A 15828-nucleotide genomic window follows, 5' to 3' on the forward strand; every position below is an offset into this window, starting at 1 on the left:
CGGAAGGAACGCGATGCCCTCGGACGCACACCTCATCGAGCAGCTGGACCCGGCCTCGACGGTACTGCTCACCGTCGAGTGCCAGCGCGGCGTGGTCGGCCCCGACAGCGCGCTGCCCGAACTCGCCGAAGCGGCCCGCAAGTCGGGGGCGCTGGCCCATACGGCCCGGCTGGTGGCGGCCGCCCACGACGCCGGCGTCCAGGTGCTGCACGCGGTCGCCGAACGCCGTCCCGACGGCCGCGGCGCCAACCGCAACGCCCGCCTCTTCAGGGCGGCCGAGCGGCTGCCCGTCCAGCAGATGATCGGCTCCACCGCGGTACGCGTCGCCGACCCGATCCCGGTCACGGAGGACGACCTGGTGGTGCGCAGGCTGCACGGGCTCTCCCCGATCGCCGGCACCGAGGTGGACGCGCTGCTGCGCAATTTCGGGTGCCGGACCCTCGTCGTCACCGGGGTGTCGGCGAACGTGGCGATACCCAACGCCGTGTTCGACGCGGTCAACCTCGGGTACACGGCCGTGGTGCCCGCGGACGCCATCGCCGGGGTGCCCGCCGACTACACCCCGATGATGGTCCGCAACACCCTCGCCCTGGTGGCCACCATCACCACCACCGATGACGTCCTGACCTGCTGGAAACGGCCGCGCCGGGCCCGCCGACCCGAGGCGGGCCCGGCGGCCGGTCTCAGTCGAGCGTGACCGAGCCGCCCTCGACGCTCACCTTGGCCGTCGCCAGCCCCTTGGTGGCGGGACCGTCCTTCACGCTGCCATCGGTGATGTCGAACTTGCTGCCATGGCACATGCAGTTGATGGTCCCGCCGGAGACCTCGCCGACGACGCAGCCGACGTGCGGGCAGACCGCGGAGAACGCCTTGAACTCGCCGTCCTGCGGCTGCGTGACCACGACCTTCTCGTCCTTGAAGATCTTGCCGCCGCCCTTGGGGATCTCCGAGGTCTTCGCGAGACTGACGCCCCCGGCCTGCGCGCTGCCGCCGCACGCCGAGAGCGCCGCGGTCAGCCCGGCCGCGCCGACCGCGGCGACAACGGTGCGCCGCGCCGGCCCGTCGACCGCTCCGGCCGCCGCGTCACTCTCGCCGGTCCGCTCCGCTGGTGTCTGTCGAGCCATGGTGTGCCTCCGGTTCCTGGTGCCTTCGGTGCGAGGCGCGGAAGAGGGCCCGCATACAAGGTCCACATGGCGACGTATCGACGTACCGGTACGGCGATTCGACGTACCGATACGGCAATGCGGCGATGTGTCCGCTCTTCCGCACACCCCTCCGCGCCGTTTTTCCTGCGCCTTGCACAACGTCCATACGGGCGCGCGGCGGTGCGCGTTCAATCGCCGATGCCACCCAACGCATCGCGCAGGAAATCGCGCTGGATCCGGAGCAGGTTCTCGTTGACCCCGTCGTCGGCCGGCGAATGCGTGGCACCGGGCAGCGGCAGCACGCTGTGCGGTCGGCCCGCCGCGAGCAGCTCCGCCGAGAAGCGCAGCGTGTGCGCGACCGCCACGTTGTCGTCAGCGAGACCGTGGACCAGCAGCAGCGGGCGGCGCAGCAGATGGCCGCGGCCGACCAGGGAGGAGCGCGCGTAGTTCTCCGGCCGCTCGTCCGGGTGGCCCAGGAAGCGCTCCTTCCAGTGCGTGTCGTACAGCCGCTGGTCGGTGGGCGGGGCCCCGGCGACCGCCGCGTGGAAGACGTCGGGACGGTGCAGCACGGCGGCGGCCGCCAGGAACCCGCCGAACGACCAGCCGCGGATCGCCACCCGCCCCAGGTCCAGGTCGGGAAAGCGCTCCCCGGCCGCCCGCAGCGCGTCCACCTGGTCCTCCACCACGGGCGTGAGGTGGTCGCCGTGAACGGCCTTCTCCCAGGCGGGGCCCCGCCCCGGCGTCCCGCGCCCGTCGACGACGAGCACCGCGAACCCCTGCTCGGCGAACCACTGCGACACACACGTGAACCACGTGCGCGCCCGTATGACGAGCTGCATGGCCGGTCCGCCATACGGGTCGAGCAGCACCGGCAGCTTGCCCGCGCCCTCCTTGTGCCACGACGGGAGGAAGAGCGCCCCGCGCAACTCCCGTTCGCCGAGCGTCAGATGAACGGGCCGCGGGGTCACCGCCGGCTCCTCGGCGACCGAGGCGATGACGCGATGGGGCGCGCCGTCACCCCACGGCTCGCCGTCCCCGTCGGGCGCACCCCCGTCCGCATCCGGAGCGGCCCGCACCACGCGCACCTCGTTGCCGCGCTCCGTCATGCCCTCCAGGACAACCGTCCCGCCCCGCGCCACGCCCGTGTACCGGCCGGGCGTGCCACTGAGCCGGCGCAGGCCGTGGCCGGGCTCATGGCGCCACACATGGGTCTCCGTGGGGTCCTCGCTCGCCGTGAACAGCACCCGCTCGCCCGCCACCCCGAGGACCGCACGCAGTTGCAGCCCCTCCGGTGTGACCCGCCGTCCGCCGACGGTCAGATGGCGGGTGTCGCCCTCGTCCTCGGGCAGCACCAGGGCGCCGGACGCCGTACGGGCCGGGGTCCCCGGCACGATCTGCACCCAGGCGGGATCGGTCCGCTCGTGCAGCACCTCCGTGGCGCCGGTCGCCGGGTCGACCGCGAGTGTGCGCAGAGTGCGCTGGTCGCGGCTCTGTACGGCGATGAGGGGGCCGTGCGCGTCCCAGCCCGCGGCGACGAGGTACTCGTACGTCCTCCGGTCCCACACCACGTCGACGCGCTCCCCCTCAAGGGAGAGCAGATGCAGGGTGACCTCCGCGTTGACGGTGCCCGCCGCCGGATAGCGCATCGCCCGCGGCGGTTTCGTCGGGTCGGCGGGGTCGCCGATGTAACGCTGTTCCACACGGGTGGCGTCTGCCCTGGCCACCAGGACCTGGCGGCCGTCCGGCGCCCACCAGTAGCCGCGCTGCCGGCCCATCGACTCGGCGGCCGCGTACTCGGCGAGCCCGTAGGTGATATCCGGTCCCTCCGCGCGGGCCAGCCGGCGGTCGTCGCCGGCCGGATCGACGACGTGGAACGAGCCGCCGGTCACGTAGGCGATCCGCCGGCCGTCGGGGGACGGCCGGGGATCGACCACCGGGCCGGCCGTCGGAACGGAGAACGGCGCGCCGCCATCCGTACGCACCGCCCACAGGACGCCCGACAGCGCGAAGGCCACCAGATCGACGGCGTCGTCCGCCGCATAACCCACCACACCCTCGGACCGCTCGCGGGCCCGCTCCCGCCGCAGCCGCTCCTCCTCGGGCACCGCTCCGGCACCGGCGCTCACCAGGACCGTAGGGTCGGCCAGCAGCCGTTCCCCGCCGGCGCCGTCCTCGCCCTCCGCGCACCCCTCCTCGTACTGCCACAGCCGTCCTACGGGATCGGTGCCCGACCCCGTACGGACGAAGACGATCCGGCGGCCGTCCGGGGAGACGGTGAAATGCCTCGGCACCCCGAGGGAGAAGCGCCGGCTGCGGGCGAACTGGCGGGGAAAGTCGGCGGGGTTGGGGGTCTTCCGGTTCAAGGTGCGTCCTCCAGGTGCTGTCTACGGGTCCGTTGCTCCGCCGCGACACGGTGCGTCGGGTGCTGCCCGCCCGAATGAAGGCAGCAAAAAAGCCCGGTACAGGACCGGGCGAAATGGTGGGAAGGAGAGCGTTGCAGGCACGTAACCTGTGGGAATGTTGACCGAAGTCATTGCGACGCGCTACGTCACGCCTTTGCGTGAGGGCGGATCGCTCCCGGGAATCGTCGAGGCCGACGATCTCGGTACTTATATCATGAAGTTCACCGGTGCCGGACAGGGCCGCAAGACGCTGGTCGCCGAGGTCATCTGCGGCCTGCTGGGCCGCCGGCTCGGCCTGCGGGTGCCGGAACTGGTCCAGATGCAGCTCGACCCCGTGATCGGCCTCAGCGAGCCCGACCAGGAGGTACAGGAACTCCTGAAGGCCAGCGGCGGACTGAACCTGGGCATGGACTACCTCCCGGGGTCGCTCGGCTTCGACCCGCTCGCCTTCGAGGTGAGCTCCCGCGAGGCGGGCCGCGTGGTGTGGTTCGACGCGCTGATCAACAACGTCGACCGGTCCTGGCGCAACCCCAACGCCCTGGTCTGGCACGGCGAACTGTGGCTGATCGACCACGGCGCCACGATGATCTGGCACCACAACTGGCCGACCGCCGAGAAGTCCTCGGCCAAGCCCTACGACGCCTCCGACCATGTCCTCGCCACCTTCGCGCCCGATGTCCCGGCGGCCGCCGCCGAGTTCGCGCCGCAGATCACCGAGGACATGCTGACCGGGATCGCGGCCGAAGTGCCCGACGAGTGGCTGGTCGACGAGCCCGGCTTCGACTCCCCGGACGCGCTGCGCCGGGCGTATGTGACCACGCTGCTGGCCCGTGCCGGGATGATCAGCGACCACATCACCCTCGGGGAGCCCAGCAAGGACAAGCCTTCCCAGGCGCCGGGCTGGCTGGCGGGCAAGCCGCCGCGGAGGGCAGTGAAGTGACTGGTCTGCACAACGGGCGCGACGTTTTCGAGTACGCCCTGCTGAAGGTCGTCCCGCGTGTCGAGCGCGGCGAGATGATCAATGCCGGGGTGGTCGTGTACTGCCGCGCCCAGCGCTTCGTCGAGGCCCGGACGCATCTGGACGAGGCCCGGCTGCTGGCCCTGGACCCGTCGGCCGATGTGGACGGTGTACGGGCCGCGCTCGGCGCCGTCGAGGGCGTCTGCCATGGCGGTGAAGCGGCCGGACAGGCGGCGGGGGACGATGCGGGGCGCCGCTTCCGCTGGCTGATCGCGCCGCGCAGCACGATCGTCCAGCCGGGTCCGGTGCACACCGGCCTGACCGCCGATCCCTCCGGCGAGGCGGAGCGGCTGCTGGAGCTGCTGGTGCGCTGAGCCGGACGTGGGCGACGCCGCGGGGCCGGGACGGGGGGGCCGGATCGCGCCATGTCACGGGCGCCGCCGCCGGTGAGGTCGGCGACGGCGCGGTGGTGGGCGTTGACAGCAGGTGGCCGGGCTTCTAGCGTCAGCCCTGCTGAAGCTACTAAGCGGTTGCTCACCTCGGGATCGGTGGGCGAAGGACCGCTTGTCGAGGTTTCGAGGGTGAGGAGAACCCGCATGTCCACCACCGAGCAGCGCGTCGCCATCGTGACGGGCGCGGCCCGCGGCATCGGCGCGGCCACCGCCGTACGCCTGGCCGCCGAGGGCCGCGCCGTCGCCGTACTCGACCTCGACGAGGCGGCCTGCAAGGACACCGTCGAGAAGATCACCGCGGCCGGCGGCAAGGCCATCGCGGTCGGCTGCGACGTCTCCGACGCGGAGCAGGTGGAGGCGGCGGTGGCGCGGGTCGCGGCCGAGCTCGGCGCGCCGACCGTGCTGGTCAACAACGCGGGCGTGCTCCGTGACAACCTGCTCTTCAAGATGAGCGAAACCGACTGGGACACCGTCATGAACGTGCATCTGCGTGGCGCGTTCCTGATGTCGCGGGCCTGTCAGAAGCACATGGTGGACGCCCAGTTCGGGCGGATCGTCAACCTCTCCTCCAGCTCGGCGCTCGGCAACCGGGGCCAGGTCAACTACTCGGCCGCCAAGGCCGGTCTGCAGGGCTTCACCAAGACGCTCGCCATCGAGCTCGGCAAGTTCGGCGTCACCGCCAACGCCGTCGCCCCCGGGTTCATCGTCACCGACATGACCGCGTCCACCGCCGAGCGTGTCGGCATGGGCTTCGAGGACTTCCAGGCCGCGGCCGCCACCCAGATCCCGGTGCAGCGGGTCGGCCGCCCCGAGGACATCGCCAACGCCATCGCCTTCTTCACCGGCGAGGCGGCCGGCTTCGTCTCCGGCCAGGTCATGTACGTCGCCGGCGGCCCGCTCAACTGACCGCCCGACCGACTTCAGGAGTACAGGACATGACCGAGCAGGACAGCGCTCTTCCCGAGCTCTCCGGCAAGGTGGCGCTGGTCACCGGCGCCAGTCGCGGCATCGGCCACGGCATCGCCCAGGCCCTGGTCGCCCGCGGCGACCGGGTCGTCATCACCGGACGCAACGAGGACGCCCTCAAGGAGGCCGTCGACAAGCTCGGCGCCGACCGGGTGATCGGGGTGGCCGGCAAGGCGCATGACGAGGCACATCAGGCCGTCGCCGTCGAGCGCGCGATGGAGACCTTCGGCCGGGTCGACTACCTCGTCAACAACGCCGGTACGAACCCGGTGTTCGGTCCCATCGCCGACCTCGACCTCAATGTGGCACGCAAGGTGTTCGAGACCAACGTGATCTCGGCGCTGGGCTTCGCGCAGCGCACCTGGCACGCGTGGCAGAAGGAGAACGGCGGGGCGATCGTCAATATCGCGTCCATCGCCGGTATCAGCGCCTCGCCGTTCATCGGGGCGTACGGCATGAGCAAGGCCGCGATGGTGAACCTGACGCTGCAGCTCGCCCACGAGTACGCGCCTCTGGTGCGGGTCAACTCGATCGCGCCGGCCGTGGTGAAGACCAAGTTCGCCGCCGCGCTGTACGAGAACCGCGAGGAGGAGGCGGCGGCCGGCTACCCCATGGCGCGGCTCGGCGTCCCGGAGGACATCGGCGGGGCCGCGGCCTTCCTGCTGTCCGACGCCGCGGGCTGGATCACGGGCCAGAACCTGGTCGTGGACGGCGGGCTGTTCCTCAACGCCGGGGTGTGAGGACGGGCCACCTGGGGCGGGCGGCTACGGGGGTCGTCTGAGGGGCGCCACAGGTGGCCGTCCACGGGTGCGCGTCTGGCGACGCGCACCTGCCCGCACTACACCCGCCCACCCCCCGAAGGGGGGTGGGCGGCGGGGAAAAACAAAAAGGGTGCGCGGTGGGCGGCGGGGAAAGCCGAAGAAGGTCCGGGGTGGGCGGCGGGCCTTTAGGAGCCTTGCCTTGGCGTGCACTCCAAGAGGCAGAGTCCGTGGTGCCGGTCCCTATGGGGCCGGCACCACACTCATCAGCGGACCTCTCTGGGGGAGACACGCCATGCACTACCGCACCCTCGGCGGCGATCAGGGGCCCCTGGTCAGCGCCGTCTGCCTGGGGGCGCTGCCGTTCGGCACCACCGTCGACGAGCCGACCGCCTTCGCCATCCTGGACCGGTTCGCCGAGGCGGGTGGCACGTTCGTCGACACCGCGAACAACTACGCCTTCTGGGTGCCCGGCGCCACCGGGGACGAGAGCGAGCTGCTGCTCGGCCGCTGGCTGCGCAGCCGGCGTGCGGCCGGCCGTACGGTCGTGGCGACCAAGGTCGGCGCCCGGCCCGACCGGGCCCGCGGTCCCCGGTGGCCCGGCAACGCGGAGGGGCTGGGCGGCCCTGCCATCCACGCCGGCATCGACGGCAGCCTGCGCCGTCTGGGCACCGACCGGGTGGATGTCTATTACGCGCACGTCGAGGACCGCGGCGTGCCTCTGGAGGAGACCGTCCAGACGCTGGCCGGACTCGTCCGCGGCGGCCGGGTCGGCGCCCTCGGGGTCAGTAACCATCCGACCTGGCGCCTCGCGGAGGCCCGGCACCTCGCCGCCGGCCGCGGACTGCCCGGCTTCCGGGCCGTACAGCAGCGCCACACCTACCTGCGGCCGCGCCACGGCCCGCCGTGCGGCCTTCAGCGCGAGACCGACGACGAGCTTCTCGACTACGCGGCGGCGCATCCGGATCTCACGCTGCTCGGCTATTCGACGCTGATGGACGGTGCCTATACCCGCGAGGACAAGCCGCTGCCGGAGCGGTACGACCACCCGGGGTCGGTGGCGCGGCTGCGGGTGCTGGCGGAGGTCGCCGCGGAGTGCGGGGCCACCCGGAATCAGGTGGTCCTGTCGTGGCTGATGGGTGGCCCGGTGCCAGTGATTCCGGTGATCGGTGTGAGTTCGGTGGGGCAGCTGGATGAGTGCCTGGCGGCGCTGGACGTCGACCTGGATCCGTATCAGCGCGCCCGGCTCGACACCGCCTGAGACATGTCGGACCTCGGTGCCGGCCGGCGGATCCGGCCCGTGGACGGCGTTGTCAGTGGTCGCCGGTAAGTTCTGTGAGTGAGAACGCAACGCACACCGGAGGTTGTTGACGTGGTGACCGACATGCTGCCCGATTCCTGGCGCGGGGTCCTCGGCGAGGAGTTGGAGAAGCCCTATTTCAAGGAGCTCACCGACTTCGTCGAGCAGGAGCGGGCCCAGGGGCCGGTCTACCCGCCCCGTGCGGAGGTCTTCGCGGCTCTGGAGGCGACGCCGTACGACCAGGTGAAGGTGCTGGTCCTCGGCCAGGACCCGTATCACGGCGCTGGGCAGGGGCACGGCCTGTGCTTCTCCGTGCAGCCCGGCGTCAAGACGCCGCCTTCGCTGCGGAACATCTACAAGGAGATGAAGGAGGAGCTGGGCCACCCGATTCCGGACAACGGCTATCTGATGCCCTGGGCCCGGCAAGGCGTGCTGCTGCTGAACGCCGTTCTCACGGTCCGCGAGGGCGAGGCCAACTCGCACAAGGGCAAGGGGTGGGAGAAGGTCACCGACGCGGTGATCCGCGCCGTGGCCGCCCGGCCCGACCCGGCCGTCTTCGTGCTCTGGGGGAATTACGCCAAGAAGAAGCTGCCGCTGATCGACGAGGCGCGGCATGCCGTGGTGCAGGGTGCGCACCCCTCGCCGCTGTCCGCGAAGAAGTTCTTCGGTTCCCGCCCGTTCACCCAGATCAACGCCGCGATCGCGGCGCAGGGCCACGCCCCGATCGACTGGCGCATCCCCGACCTGGGCTGAGCCCGCACCCCGGGCGCGTCGCGCACACCGCGCGGAGCCTTCCCCTGGCGGTTAGCGTCGGGGGAAGGGCCGGGTCGTGCGGATGCCGCCGGGCCGGAACGGGCGGCGGCGAGCGAACGCGGGGAGTGCACGGTGGCGGAGAAGCGGCCAGAGGAGCGGCGGGAGAAGCCGCAGAGCGACCTGCAGCCGGACCGGCACCAGCAGGGAGCGGCGGTCGAGGACAGCGTGCTGACCCGCATCGGCCAGGCGATCATGCTGCATCGCGCCGGCGACCGGGAGGAGGCGCGCAACCGTCTGACGGAGCTGTGGGACGAGATCGGGCCGCACGGCGACGCCTTCCACCGCTGCACCCTCGCCCACTACATGGCCGACACCCAGGACGACCCCAAGGACGAGCTCGACTGGGATCTCAAGGCGCTGGCCGCGGCCGAGGGCTATGTCACCGAGCGTGCCGCGGACACCGGCGCCGCCCTGGGAGCGACGAGCGTCGCCGATGGCCCAGGGCCGCGACACCCCCTCATCGCGTTGCGGGCGTTCTTCCCTTCGCTCCATCTCAGCCTCGCGACCGACTACGCCGGGCTCGACCGGCTCGCCGACGCACGTGCCCAGCTGCTGCGGGCCCGCGCGTCGGCCAACGCCCTCGCCGACGGCGAATACCGCCAAGGGCTCAGAGAGGCGATCGAGCGCCTGGAGTCGCGGATCGACGGGGAGGCGGGGCGTTCGTAGTAGGTCGTGGGTGTGCCTCGCCGGCGCGCTGTCGGCTCTGTCGTCACATGCCCACAGCACCGCGCTACGGGCACGCACCCGTGGCGTGCATCTGCACCCACGGCACCCACGGCACCGGCGCCACGCGGATCCGGGCCGCGTGCCCCGCACCCACAGCGCCCGCACCCCGCACCCCGTGGCGCGTCACTCCTCGTGCGGTCGGTCGCACTCCTGACGCGCCGTGCCGTCGTGCTTCCCGTGCCAGTGCGCCCGGCCCGGTGCGCAGCCCGGTTGGCCGCCGGGCGCTGGGGCGGGCTGCGCGCCGGGCCGGCGCACAGGGCGCTCGCGGGGCTCGTCGGGCTCTCGGGGCGGTACCCCACGGTGCGCGGGCGCCTTGCCATTGTCCCGGTCCGGGGCCGGCGGGGCGCCGTCGTCAGGAGCAGGGAACGGCCGGTTGCGGCTGTGCTGCCGGGCGCTCCCGTCACCCGCGCCGTCGCCCCCGGAGATCCGCCCCCGATCCTGGTGCCGATACCGATCCCGGTCCGGATCCTGGGCCCGGACCTCGTCCGTACGGCTGCGGCTCCCCTCCGACACCGACGGCGGCCCCGCCGGCGCGGATGCCCCCGGCTGGGCTTCCGGCCCCGAGGACGGCCGCAACGACGGTGGCGACGACGGTGCGGGCACCACCAACGCCATCCGGTCGTCGCCGGGGGCTTGGACGCGGGGACCCAGTGGTTCCACGGAGGGCGAGGGCGGCCCGGGGGAGGGTTCAAGGACGGGGCGAGGGGCGTCGGTCGAACAGCTGGCGACGGTCGCCGCGACCGCCCCCGCCAGAACCGGCCCCGCCAGGATCGCCACAGCGAGTAGTCGGCGCACGCGCGCAACTCTTCTTGCCGCATGGGCGTTTGGGAATTCCCCGCAAGGGTGAACGGCGCGTCGCCGACAGGACCAGGGCCTGTCGAAGGCGGTTCCGCGCGGGAAGAGAGCGGCGCGTCACGGGTCGGCGGGGCGGCGCAGCCGGGACGGCACCGCGGGCCGGTGGCCGCTGGTCGCCACGTATGCTTCCGGGGCGCGGGGCACCCGGACCGCGGAACTACCCGAGGAGAACGAGTGAAGGTCGGCTGCATCGGACTCGGCGATATCGCCCAGAAGGCGTATCTCCCCGTAGTGGGCATGCAACCCGGTGTCGAACTGCATCTGCAGACCCGTACCCCGGCCACGCTCCAACGAGTCGGCGCCGCCTACCGCCTGACGCCCGATCAGCTCCACGGCGACCTGGACTCACTGCTCGCCGCCGGCCTCGACGCGGCCTTCGTGCACGCGCCGACCTCCGTGCACCCCGAGATCGTGACCCGGCTGATCGAGGCCGGCGTGCCGACCTATGTGGACAAGCCGATCGCCTACGAGCTCGCCGAGACCGCGCGTATCGTGCGGCTCGCCGAGGACCGGGGGGTGGGGCTGACCGTCGGGTTCAACCGTCGCTTCGCACCCGGCTACGCCCAGTGCCTGGACCACCCTCGTGATCTGATCCTGATGCAGAAGCACCGCATCGGCCTCCCCGAGGACCCGCGCACCCTGGTGCTGGACGACTTCATCCACGTCGTCGACACGCTGCGTTTCCTGGCTCCCGGTGAGATCGAGCAGGTGGATGTGCGCGCCAGGATCCGCGACGGGCTGATGCACCACGTCGTCCTCCAGCTCGCCGGCGACGGTTTCACCGCCATCGGCGCCATGAACCGCCTCAGCGGCTCCTCGGAGGAGATCCTCGACGTCTCCGGGCATGACACCAAGCGCCAGGTGGTCAACCTCGCCGAGGTCATCGACCACAAGGGGCAGCCGACCGTGCGCCGCCGCGGCGACTGGGTGTCGGTCGCCCGCCAGCGGGGCATCGAGCAGATCGTGCTGGCGTTCCTGGACGACGTGCGGGCCGGCCGGCAGCCGTCCGCCAGGGACGCGCTGCGCACCCACGAGCTGTGCGAACAGGTGATCACCGAGGCGCTCGCGCGGACCGCGTGAGCGAGCTCGCCCCCCGCAGAGCGCCGATCAGGCCGTAGCCGCCGTAGAGGACGAGGGCGCCCATCGCGCCGTAGAGGGCCCAGTCACCGAACCGTGTGTACGGGCTGGTGCCGGTGGCCAGCGGCAGGTCGTAGACGGCGACCCCACTGCGGTCGGTGTCCAGCCGCCCGCCGACCGGCTCGCCGCGCGGCCCGTACACCGCGCTCACCCCGGACAGCGTGGCGTGCACCATCGGCCGCCAGGTCTCCGCTGCGCGCAGTGCTCCCAGGGAGGCGTGCTGCGCGGGTGCCCAGCTGTCCTGGAACGTGGCGGTAGAGGACTGGGCGATGATCACCTGCGCACCGTCGCGCGCCAGATTGCGGCTCATGTCGGGGAAGGCCGTCTCGAAGCACACCAGCGGTCCGATGCGCAGTCCGCCCGCCGCGGGGACCGGCATCACCACCTGGCGGGCGCCCCGCAGCCGGTCGGTGGTGGCGGCCTTGCCGACCCGGGTCGCCCAGCCCAGGACGGACCGGGCCGGTATGTATTCGCCGAACGGCACCAGCCGCATCTTCGCGTAGCGCTCGCCGGCAGGCCCGTCCGGACCGATCAGGACCGCGCTCTTGTAGATGCCGGGCCGGTCCGCATGGGGCGCGTCGGTGTTGACCAGCAGGTCCGCGCCGGTACGCCGGGACAGCGCGGCGAGGCGGGCGGCGAGGGCCGGGCGTGCCGCCGGGTCCCGGTAGAGACTGCTCTCGCCCCAGACGACCAGGCGTACGCCGCGGCCCGCCAGGGAACGGGTCAGCGCCTCGCTGCGGGCCAGCCGTCCTTCGGGGCCGCCGCTGAGGCCCGGCTGGACGATCGCGATCCGCACCGTGCCGGCGGGCCGGGGGAGCGGCGCCCAGAGCCAGGCGGCGGTGCCGGCGAGCGCGCACACCAGGAGTGCGGCGACGGCCGGCATCCGGGCCGCGGGCCGGGCGATCAGCTCGGCCAGCGCGGTGTTCACCGCCACGATCAGCAGGCTCACCAGCCACACCCCGCCGACCGACGCCAGCCGCAAAGCGGGCGGCACCTGCCACTGACTGGCGCCCAGCAGGCCCCACGGACCGCCCAAGTACTCCCAGGAACGCACCAGTTCGACCATCAGCCAGCCGGAAGGCACCAGTACCAGCGCGGCGGCACACCGGCCCGCGCCGGGCGCACCGGAGAGCAGAGCCCGTACGAGCAGCCCCCATGGTGCCCACAGCGCGCCCAGCAGCAGCGCCAGTACGAGGATGAAGACATGCAGGCTCGGCAGCAGCCAGTGATGGACGGCCATCATGAAGCCGGCGCCGCCCAGCCAGCCGTCCAGCGCCGCCCTCCGGGGCGTCGGCGCCGACATCACCAGCAGCAGCCAGGGGGCCAGGGCGACGTACGCCAGCCACCACCAGGCCGGCGCGGGGAACAGCAGCACCGGCAGCGCGCCGGCCAGCGCCGCGGCCAGCCCGCGTGACCAGGAGGAGGCGAGCCACCGCGCCCGGTTGCCGAGCGGTGTGGACATACCGTCTCCCCTCTCGCCGGATGTCACCGGGTGTCGCCGGACGCGGCCCGTGTCCCGCTGGCGCCCGTCGGCGCCCGCCGGTATCCGCCGGTCGGGTGGCCGGTGGGCGCAAACGGCCAGTGTGCGCGGGCGGACCGATCAAGAAAAGAGTGCGTCCGGGATTCGTCTTTCGCGCCCGTCCGCATCCGTACGGGTCAATGCGACGGCCTGGGGTAGCGCACCGGTTAGGCGTCGATGCACCGCCACGGGTCCAGGCACCGCTACGAGGCGATCATCGGCGCGGGTCGATCACCGGCGTGGGGCAGGGCGGCGGCGTCCCCGGAAGGTCAGACGTTCGCGGCGCCTACCTGCCGCCACTTCTCCTGGACGACGACCTCCGTCAGCCGCCAGCCGTCGGGGGTGCGCCGGGCGGCGAAGCGGTAGCGGCCGGCGGAGGTGTGATCGGGGGCGGTGGGGCCGCCGGGGGTGCCCGCCGCCGGGCCGGCGAGCCGCATCGGGTTGAGATAGTCGGCCTGGACGGTGGCCGTGTCACCTGGGGCGCCGTCGTGCCTGGCGAGGGTGATACGGCGGTTGACGATCAGATGCTGGCGGATGGAGAAGTGCCGCAGCATCTCGTCGAGCCAGGCCGCGATCTCCTTGGTGCCGCCCTCGATGCCGCCCGCCGAGCGGTAGTCCGCGCGGCCGTCGCGGGTGAACAGAGCCCGGTAACCGGGCCAGTCGCCGTCGTCCACGGCGATGGCGTATTCGGTGATCAGATCGTCGATGGCGAGGCGGTCCATGACAGTCGAGTGTTCCGAACGCTGCGTCATCGCCTCAGTTTTCGTTATGCGGAGGTCCCCGCCAAGGGGCGGGGACCGTCCGGCGCGCCGTTACGGGACCAGCGCCGTCGCACTGACGAATTCCGGGCCGGCGTCGGGGTCGGTGCCGGCATCCGGGCCGCCGGCGAGGACCTCGTCCAGCTCGGCATCTTGGCCGGAATCCGACGTGGCGAACTGCGTCCGGTACAGCTCCGCGTACCGCCCGTCCGCCGCCAGCAGCGTCTCGTGCGTGCCGCGCTCGACGATCCGTCCACCCTCGACGACGAGGATCAGGTCGGCGGCCCGCACGGTCGACAGCCGGTGGGCGATCACCACCGCCGTCCGGCCCACCAGCGCCTCGGTGAGCGCTTCCTGGACCGCGGCCTCGGAAGTGTTGTCCAGGTGGGCGGTGGCCTCGTCCAGGATCACCACCCGCGGGTGCGCGAGCAGCAGCCGGGCGATGGTCAGCCGCTGCCGTTCGCCGCCGGAGAGCCGGTAGCCGCGTTCGCCGACGACGGTGTCCAGGCCGTCGGGGAGCGAGCCGACCAGCTCCTTCAGCCGGGCGCGGCGCAGCGCGTCCCACAGCTCCTCCTCGGTCGCCTCCGGCTTGGCCAGCAGCAGGTTCTCGCGGATCGAGTCGTGGAAGAGATGCCCGTCCTGGGTGACCATGCCGAGCACGTCACGGAGCGAGGCGGCGGTCAGATCGCGTACGTCGTGCCCGGCCAGCCGGACCGCGCCCGCGTCGGTGTCGTAGAGCCGGGGCAGCAGCTGCGCGATGGTCGACTTGCCGGCGCCCGAGGAGCCGACCAGGGCGACCATCTGGCCCGGCTCGGCGCGGAAGGAGATGCCGTGCAGAACCTCTTCGCCGCCCCGGGTGTCGAGGGTGGCGACCTCTTCCAGGGAGGCGAGGGAGACCTTGTCGGCGGACGGGTAGCCGAAGCGCACGGAGTCGAACTCCACCGACACCGGGCCCTCGGGCACCGCGCGGGCGTCCGGCTTCTCGGCGATCAGCGGCTTGAGGTCCAGCACCTCGAAGACCCGTTCAAAGCTGACGAGCGCGCTCATCACCTCGATGTGCGCGCCGGACAGCGCGGTCAGCGGGGCGTAGAGCCTGGTCAGCAGCAGGGCGAGCGAGACGATCGCGCCGGCCTCCAGCTGCCCGTGCAGTGCGAGGAATCCGCCGAGCCCGTAGACGACGGCCAGCGCCAGGGCGGAGACCAGGGTGAGCGCGGTGACGAAGTACGTCTGCACCATCGCCGAGCGGACGCCGATGTCGCGCACCCGGCGGGCCCGGGTGGCGAATTCGGCGGACTCACGGGAGGGGCGGCCCATCAGCTTGACCAGGGTGGCGCCGGGCGCGGAGAACCGTTCGGTCATCTGCGTGCCCATCGCGGCATTGTGGTCGGCGCCCTCGCGCCGCAGGGCGGCCAGCCGTCGGCCGACCCGGCGGGCGGGCAGCACGAACACCGGCAGCAGCACCAGCGCGATCAGCGTGATCTGCCAGGACAGGCTCAGCATGACGACGAGGGTGAGCAGCAGCGTGACGATGTTGCTGACCACCCCGGAGAGGGTGTCGCTGAACGCCCGCTGTGCGCCGATGACATCGTTGTTGAGCCGGCTCACCAGCGCTCCGGTGCGGGTACGGGTGAAGAAGGCGACGGGCATCCGCTGTACGTGGTCGTACACGGTGGTGCGCAGATCCAGGATCAGGCCCTCGCCGATGCTCGCCGACAGCCAACGGGTCAGCAGACCGAGGCCGGCTTCCGCGATCGCGATGCCGGCGATCAGCCCGGACAGGCCGACGACCAGGGCGGATGAGTCGCCGCCGACGATCGCGTCGACCACCCTGCCGGCGAGCAGCGGGGTGGCCACCGCGAGCATCGCCGTCACCGTGCTCAGCACCAGGAACCACACCAGACGGCGGCGGTGCGGGCGCGCGAAGGCCAGAATGCGGCGCAGGGTCGTGCGGGAGAACGGGCGCCTGCCCTGCTGCGCGGTCATCGTGCTGTGCAGCGAGTGCCAGGCGGTGACTTCCATGTCCATCGCGGCCTCCAGAG

The 15828-nt window shown here is 72.4% G+C and carries 14 protein-coding genes; 9 read left to right on the forward strand and 5 right to left on the reverse strand.

Annotated elements, in window-relative coordinates; genetic code table 11:
• Window positions 1–13 precede the first annotated feature (13 nt).
• Window positions 14–697, forward strand: coding sequence for a cysteine hydrolase family protein (locus FCH28_RS00175; protein WP_136737602.1), 684 nt, complete (start codon window positions 14–16; stop codon window positions 695–697).
• On the opposite strand, the gene FCH28_RS00180 is transcribed toward FCH28_RS00175, so the two are convergent.
• Together FCH28_RS00180 and FCH28_RS00185 are read right to left on the reverse strand one after the other, a co-directional pair.
• Complete coding sequence (locus FCH28_RS00180; RefSeq protein WP_136737603.1) at window positions 684–1124, reverse strand: Rieske (2Fe-2S) protein; 441 nt, start codon at window positions 1122–1124, stop codon at window positions 684–686. The two genes, FCH28_RS00175 and FCH28_RS00180, sit on opposite strands and share 14 nt — an antisense overlap.
• Window positions 1125–1333: 209 nt before the next feature.
• On the reverse strand, window positions 1334–3508 hold the full coding sequence (locus FCH28_RS00185) for a S9 family peptidase (RefSeq protein ID WP_136737604.1): 2175 nt from the start codon (window positions 3506–3508) through the stop codon (window positions 1334–1336).
• A 154-nt stretch (window positions 3509–3662) separates the two neighbouring features.
• Between FCH28_RS00185 and FCH28_RS00190 the strand changes: the two genes are divergently transcribed.
• The 8 genes from FCH28_RS00190 to FCH28_RS00225 all read left to right on the forward strand — a co-directional run bounded on the left by FCH28_RS00190 (window position 3663) and on the right by FCH28_RS00225 (window position 11455).
• The gene (locus FCH28_RS00190) at window positions 3663–4487 is read left to right on the forward strand and encodes a HipA family kinase (RefSeq protein ID WP_136737605.1); all 825 of its coding nucleotides are present in this window, start codon (window positions 3663–3665) and stop codon (window positions 4485–4487) included.
• Window positions 4484–4879, forward strand: a complete 396-nt coding sequence (locus FCH28_RS00195) for a DUF3037 domain-containing protein (RefSeq protein WP_136737606.1) — start codon at window positions 4484–4486, stop codon at window positions 4877–4879. Before FCH28_RS00190 ends, FCH28_RS00195 begins: the two co-directional genes overlap by 4 nt.
• Before the next feature lie 222 nt (window positions 4880–5101).
• A complete protein-coding gene (fabG, locus tag FCH28_RS00200; RefSeq protein ID WP_136737607.1) occupies window positions 5102–5863 on the forward strand; it encodes a 3-oxoacyl-ACP reductase FabG in 762 nt (253 codons plus the stop codon).
• A gap of 29 nt (window positions 5864–5892) precedes the next feature.
• Complete coding sequence (locus tag FCH28_RS00205) at window positions 5893–6663, forward strand: SDR family oxidoreductase (protein WP_136737608.1); 771 nt, start codon at window positions 5893–5895, stop codon at window positions 6661–6663.
• A 313-nt stretch (window positions 6664–6976) separates the two neighbouring features.
• On the forward strand, window positions 6977–7942 hold the full coding sequence (locus FCH28_RS00210; RefSeq protein WP_136737609.1) for an aldo/keto reductase: 966 nt from the start codon (window positions 6977–6979) through the stop codon (window positions 7940–7942).
• 123 nt (window positions 7943–8065) lie between these two features.
• Window positions 8066–8734, forward strand: coding sequence for a uracil-DNA glycosylase (locus tag FCH28_RS00215; protein ID WP_136738278.1), 669 nt, complete (start codon window positions 8066–8068; stop codon window positions 8732–8734).
• A 252-nt stretch (window positions 8735–8986) separates the two neighbouring features.
• The gene (locus FCH28_RS00220; RefSeq protein ID WP_425471865.1) at window positions 8987–9460 is read left to right on the forward strand and encodes a hypothetical protein; all 474 of its coding nucleotides are present in this window, start codon (window positions 8987–8989) and stop codon (window positions 9458–9460) included.
• Window positions 9461–10549: 1089 nt separating this feature from the next.
• Entirely contained in the window at window positions 10550–11455 is a 906-nt protein-coding gene (locus FCH28_RS00225; protein WP_136737610.1) for a Gfo/Idh/MocA family protein, read from the forward strand.
• Here FCH28_RS00225 and lnt read toward each other — a convergent pair.
• The 3 genes from lnt to FCH28_RS00240 all read right to left on the reverse strand — a co-directional run bounded on the left by lnt (window position 11427) and on the right by FCH28_RS00240 (window position 15814).
• Window positions 11427–12974: an apolipoprotein N-acyltransferase gene (gene lnt, locus FCH28_RS00230; protein WP_136737611.1), complete on the reverse strand. Its 1548-nt coding sequence runs from the start codon at window positions 12972–12974 to the stop codon at window positions 11427–11429. The genes FCH28_RS00225 and lnt overlap by 29 nt on opposite strands.
• Before the next feature lie 326 nt (window positions 12975–13300).
• A complete protein-coding gene (locus FCH28_RS00235) occupies window positions 13301–13783 on the reverse strand; it encodes a nuclear transport factor 2 family protein (protein WP_136737612.1) in 483 nt (160 codons plus the stop codon).
• Window positions 13784–13843: 60 nt separating this feature from the next.
• The gene (locus FCH28_RS00240; protein ID WP_136738280.1) at window positions 13844–15814 is read right to left on the reverse strand and encodes an ABC transporter ATP-binding protein; all 1971 of its coding nucleotides are present in this window, start codon (window positions 15812–15814) and stop codon (window positions 13844–13846) included.
• Between the last annotated feature and the right edge of the window lie 14 nt (window positions 15815–15828).

This window comes from Streptomyces piniterrae (assembly GCF_005048155.1).
Classification (GTDB): Bacteria; Actinomycetota; Actinomycetes; order Streptomycetales; family Streptomycetaceae; genus Streptomyces; species Streptomyces piniterrae.

Coding starts and splice junctions, on each gene's coding strand:
- FCH28_RS00190 (WP_136737605.1), top strand. CDS start 3,663: ATGTTGACCGAAGTCATTGCGACGCGCTACGTCACGCCTTTGCGTGAG.
- FCH28_RS00205 (WP_136737608.1), top strand. CDS start 5,893: ATGACCGAGCAGGACAGCGCTCTTCCCGAGCTCTCCGGCAAGGTGGCG.
- FCH28_RS00235 (WP_136737612.1), bottom strand. CDS start 13,783: ATGACGCAGCGTTCGGAACACTCGACTGTCATGGACCGCCTCGCCATC.
- FCH28_RS00175 (WP_136737602.1), top strand. CDS start 14: ATGCCCTCGGACGCACACCTCATCGAGCAGCTGGACCCGGCCTCGACG.
- FCH28_RS00240 (WP_136738280.1), bottom strand. CDS start 15,814: ATGGACATGGAAGTCACCGCCTGGCACTCGCTGCACAGCACGATGACC.
- FCH28_RS00210 (WP_136737609.1), top strand. CDS start 6,977: ATGCACTACCGCACCCTCGGCGGCGATCAGGGGCCCCTGGTCAGCGCC.
- FCH28_RS00215 (WP_136738278.1), top strand. CDS start 8,066: ATGCTGCCCGATTCCTGGCGCGGGGTCCTCGGCGAGGAGTTGGAGAAG.
- FCH28_RS00220 (WP_425471865.1), top strand. CDS start 8,987: ATGCTGCATCGCGCCGGCGACCGGGAGGAGGCGCGCAACCGTCTGACG.
- fabG (WP_136737607.1), top strand. CDS start 5,102: ATGTCCACCACCGAGCAGCGCGTCGCCATCGTGACGGGCGCGGCCCGC.
- FCH28_RS00180 (WP_136737603.1), bottom strand. CDS start 1,124: ATGGCTCGACAGACACCAGCGGAGCGGACCGGCGAGAGTGACGCGGCG.
- lnt (WP_136737611.1), bottom strand. CDS start 12,974: ATGTCCACACCGCTCGGCAACCGGGCGCGGTGGCTCGCCTCCTCCTGG.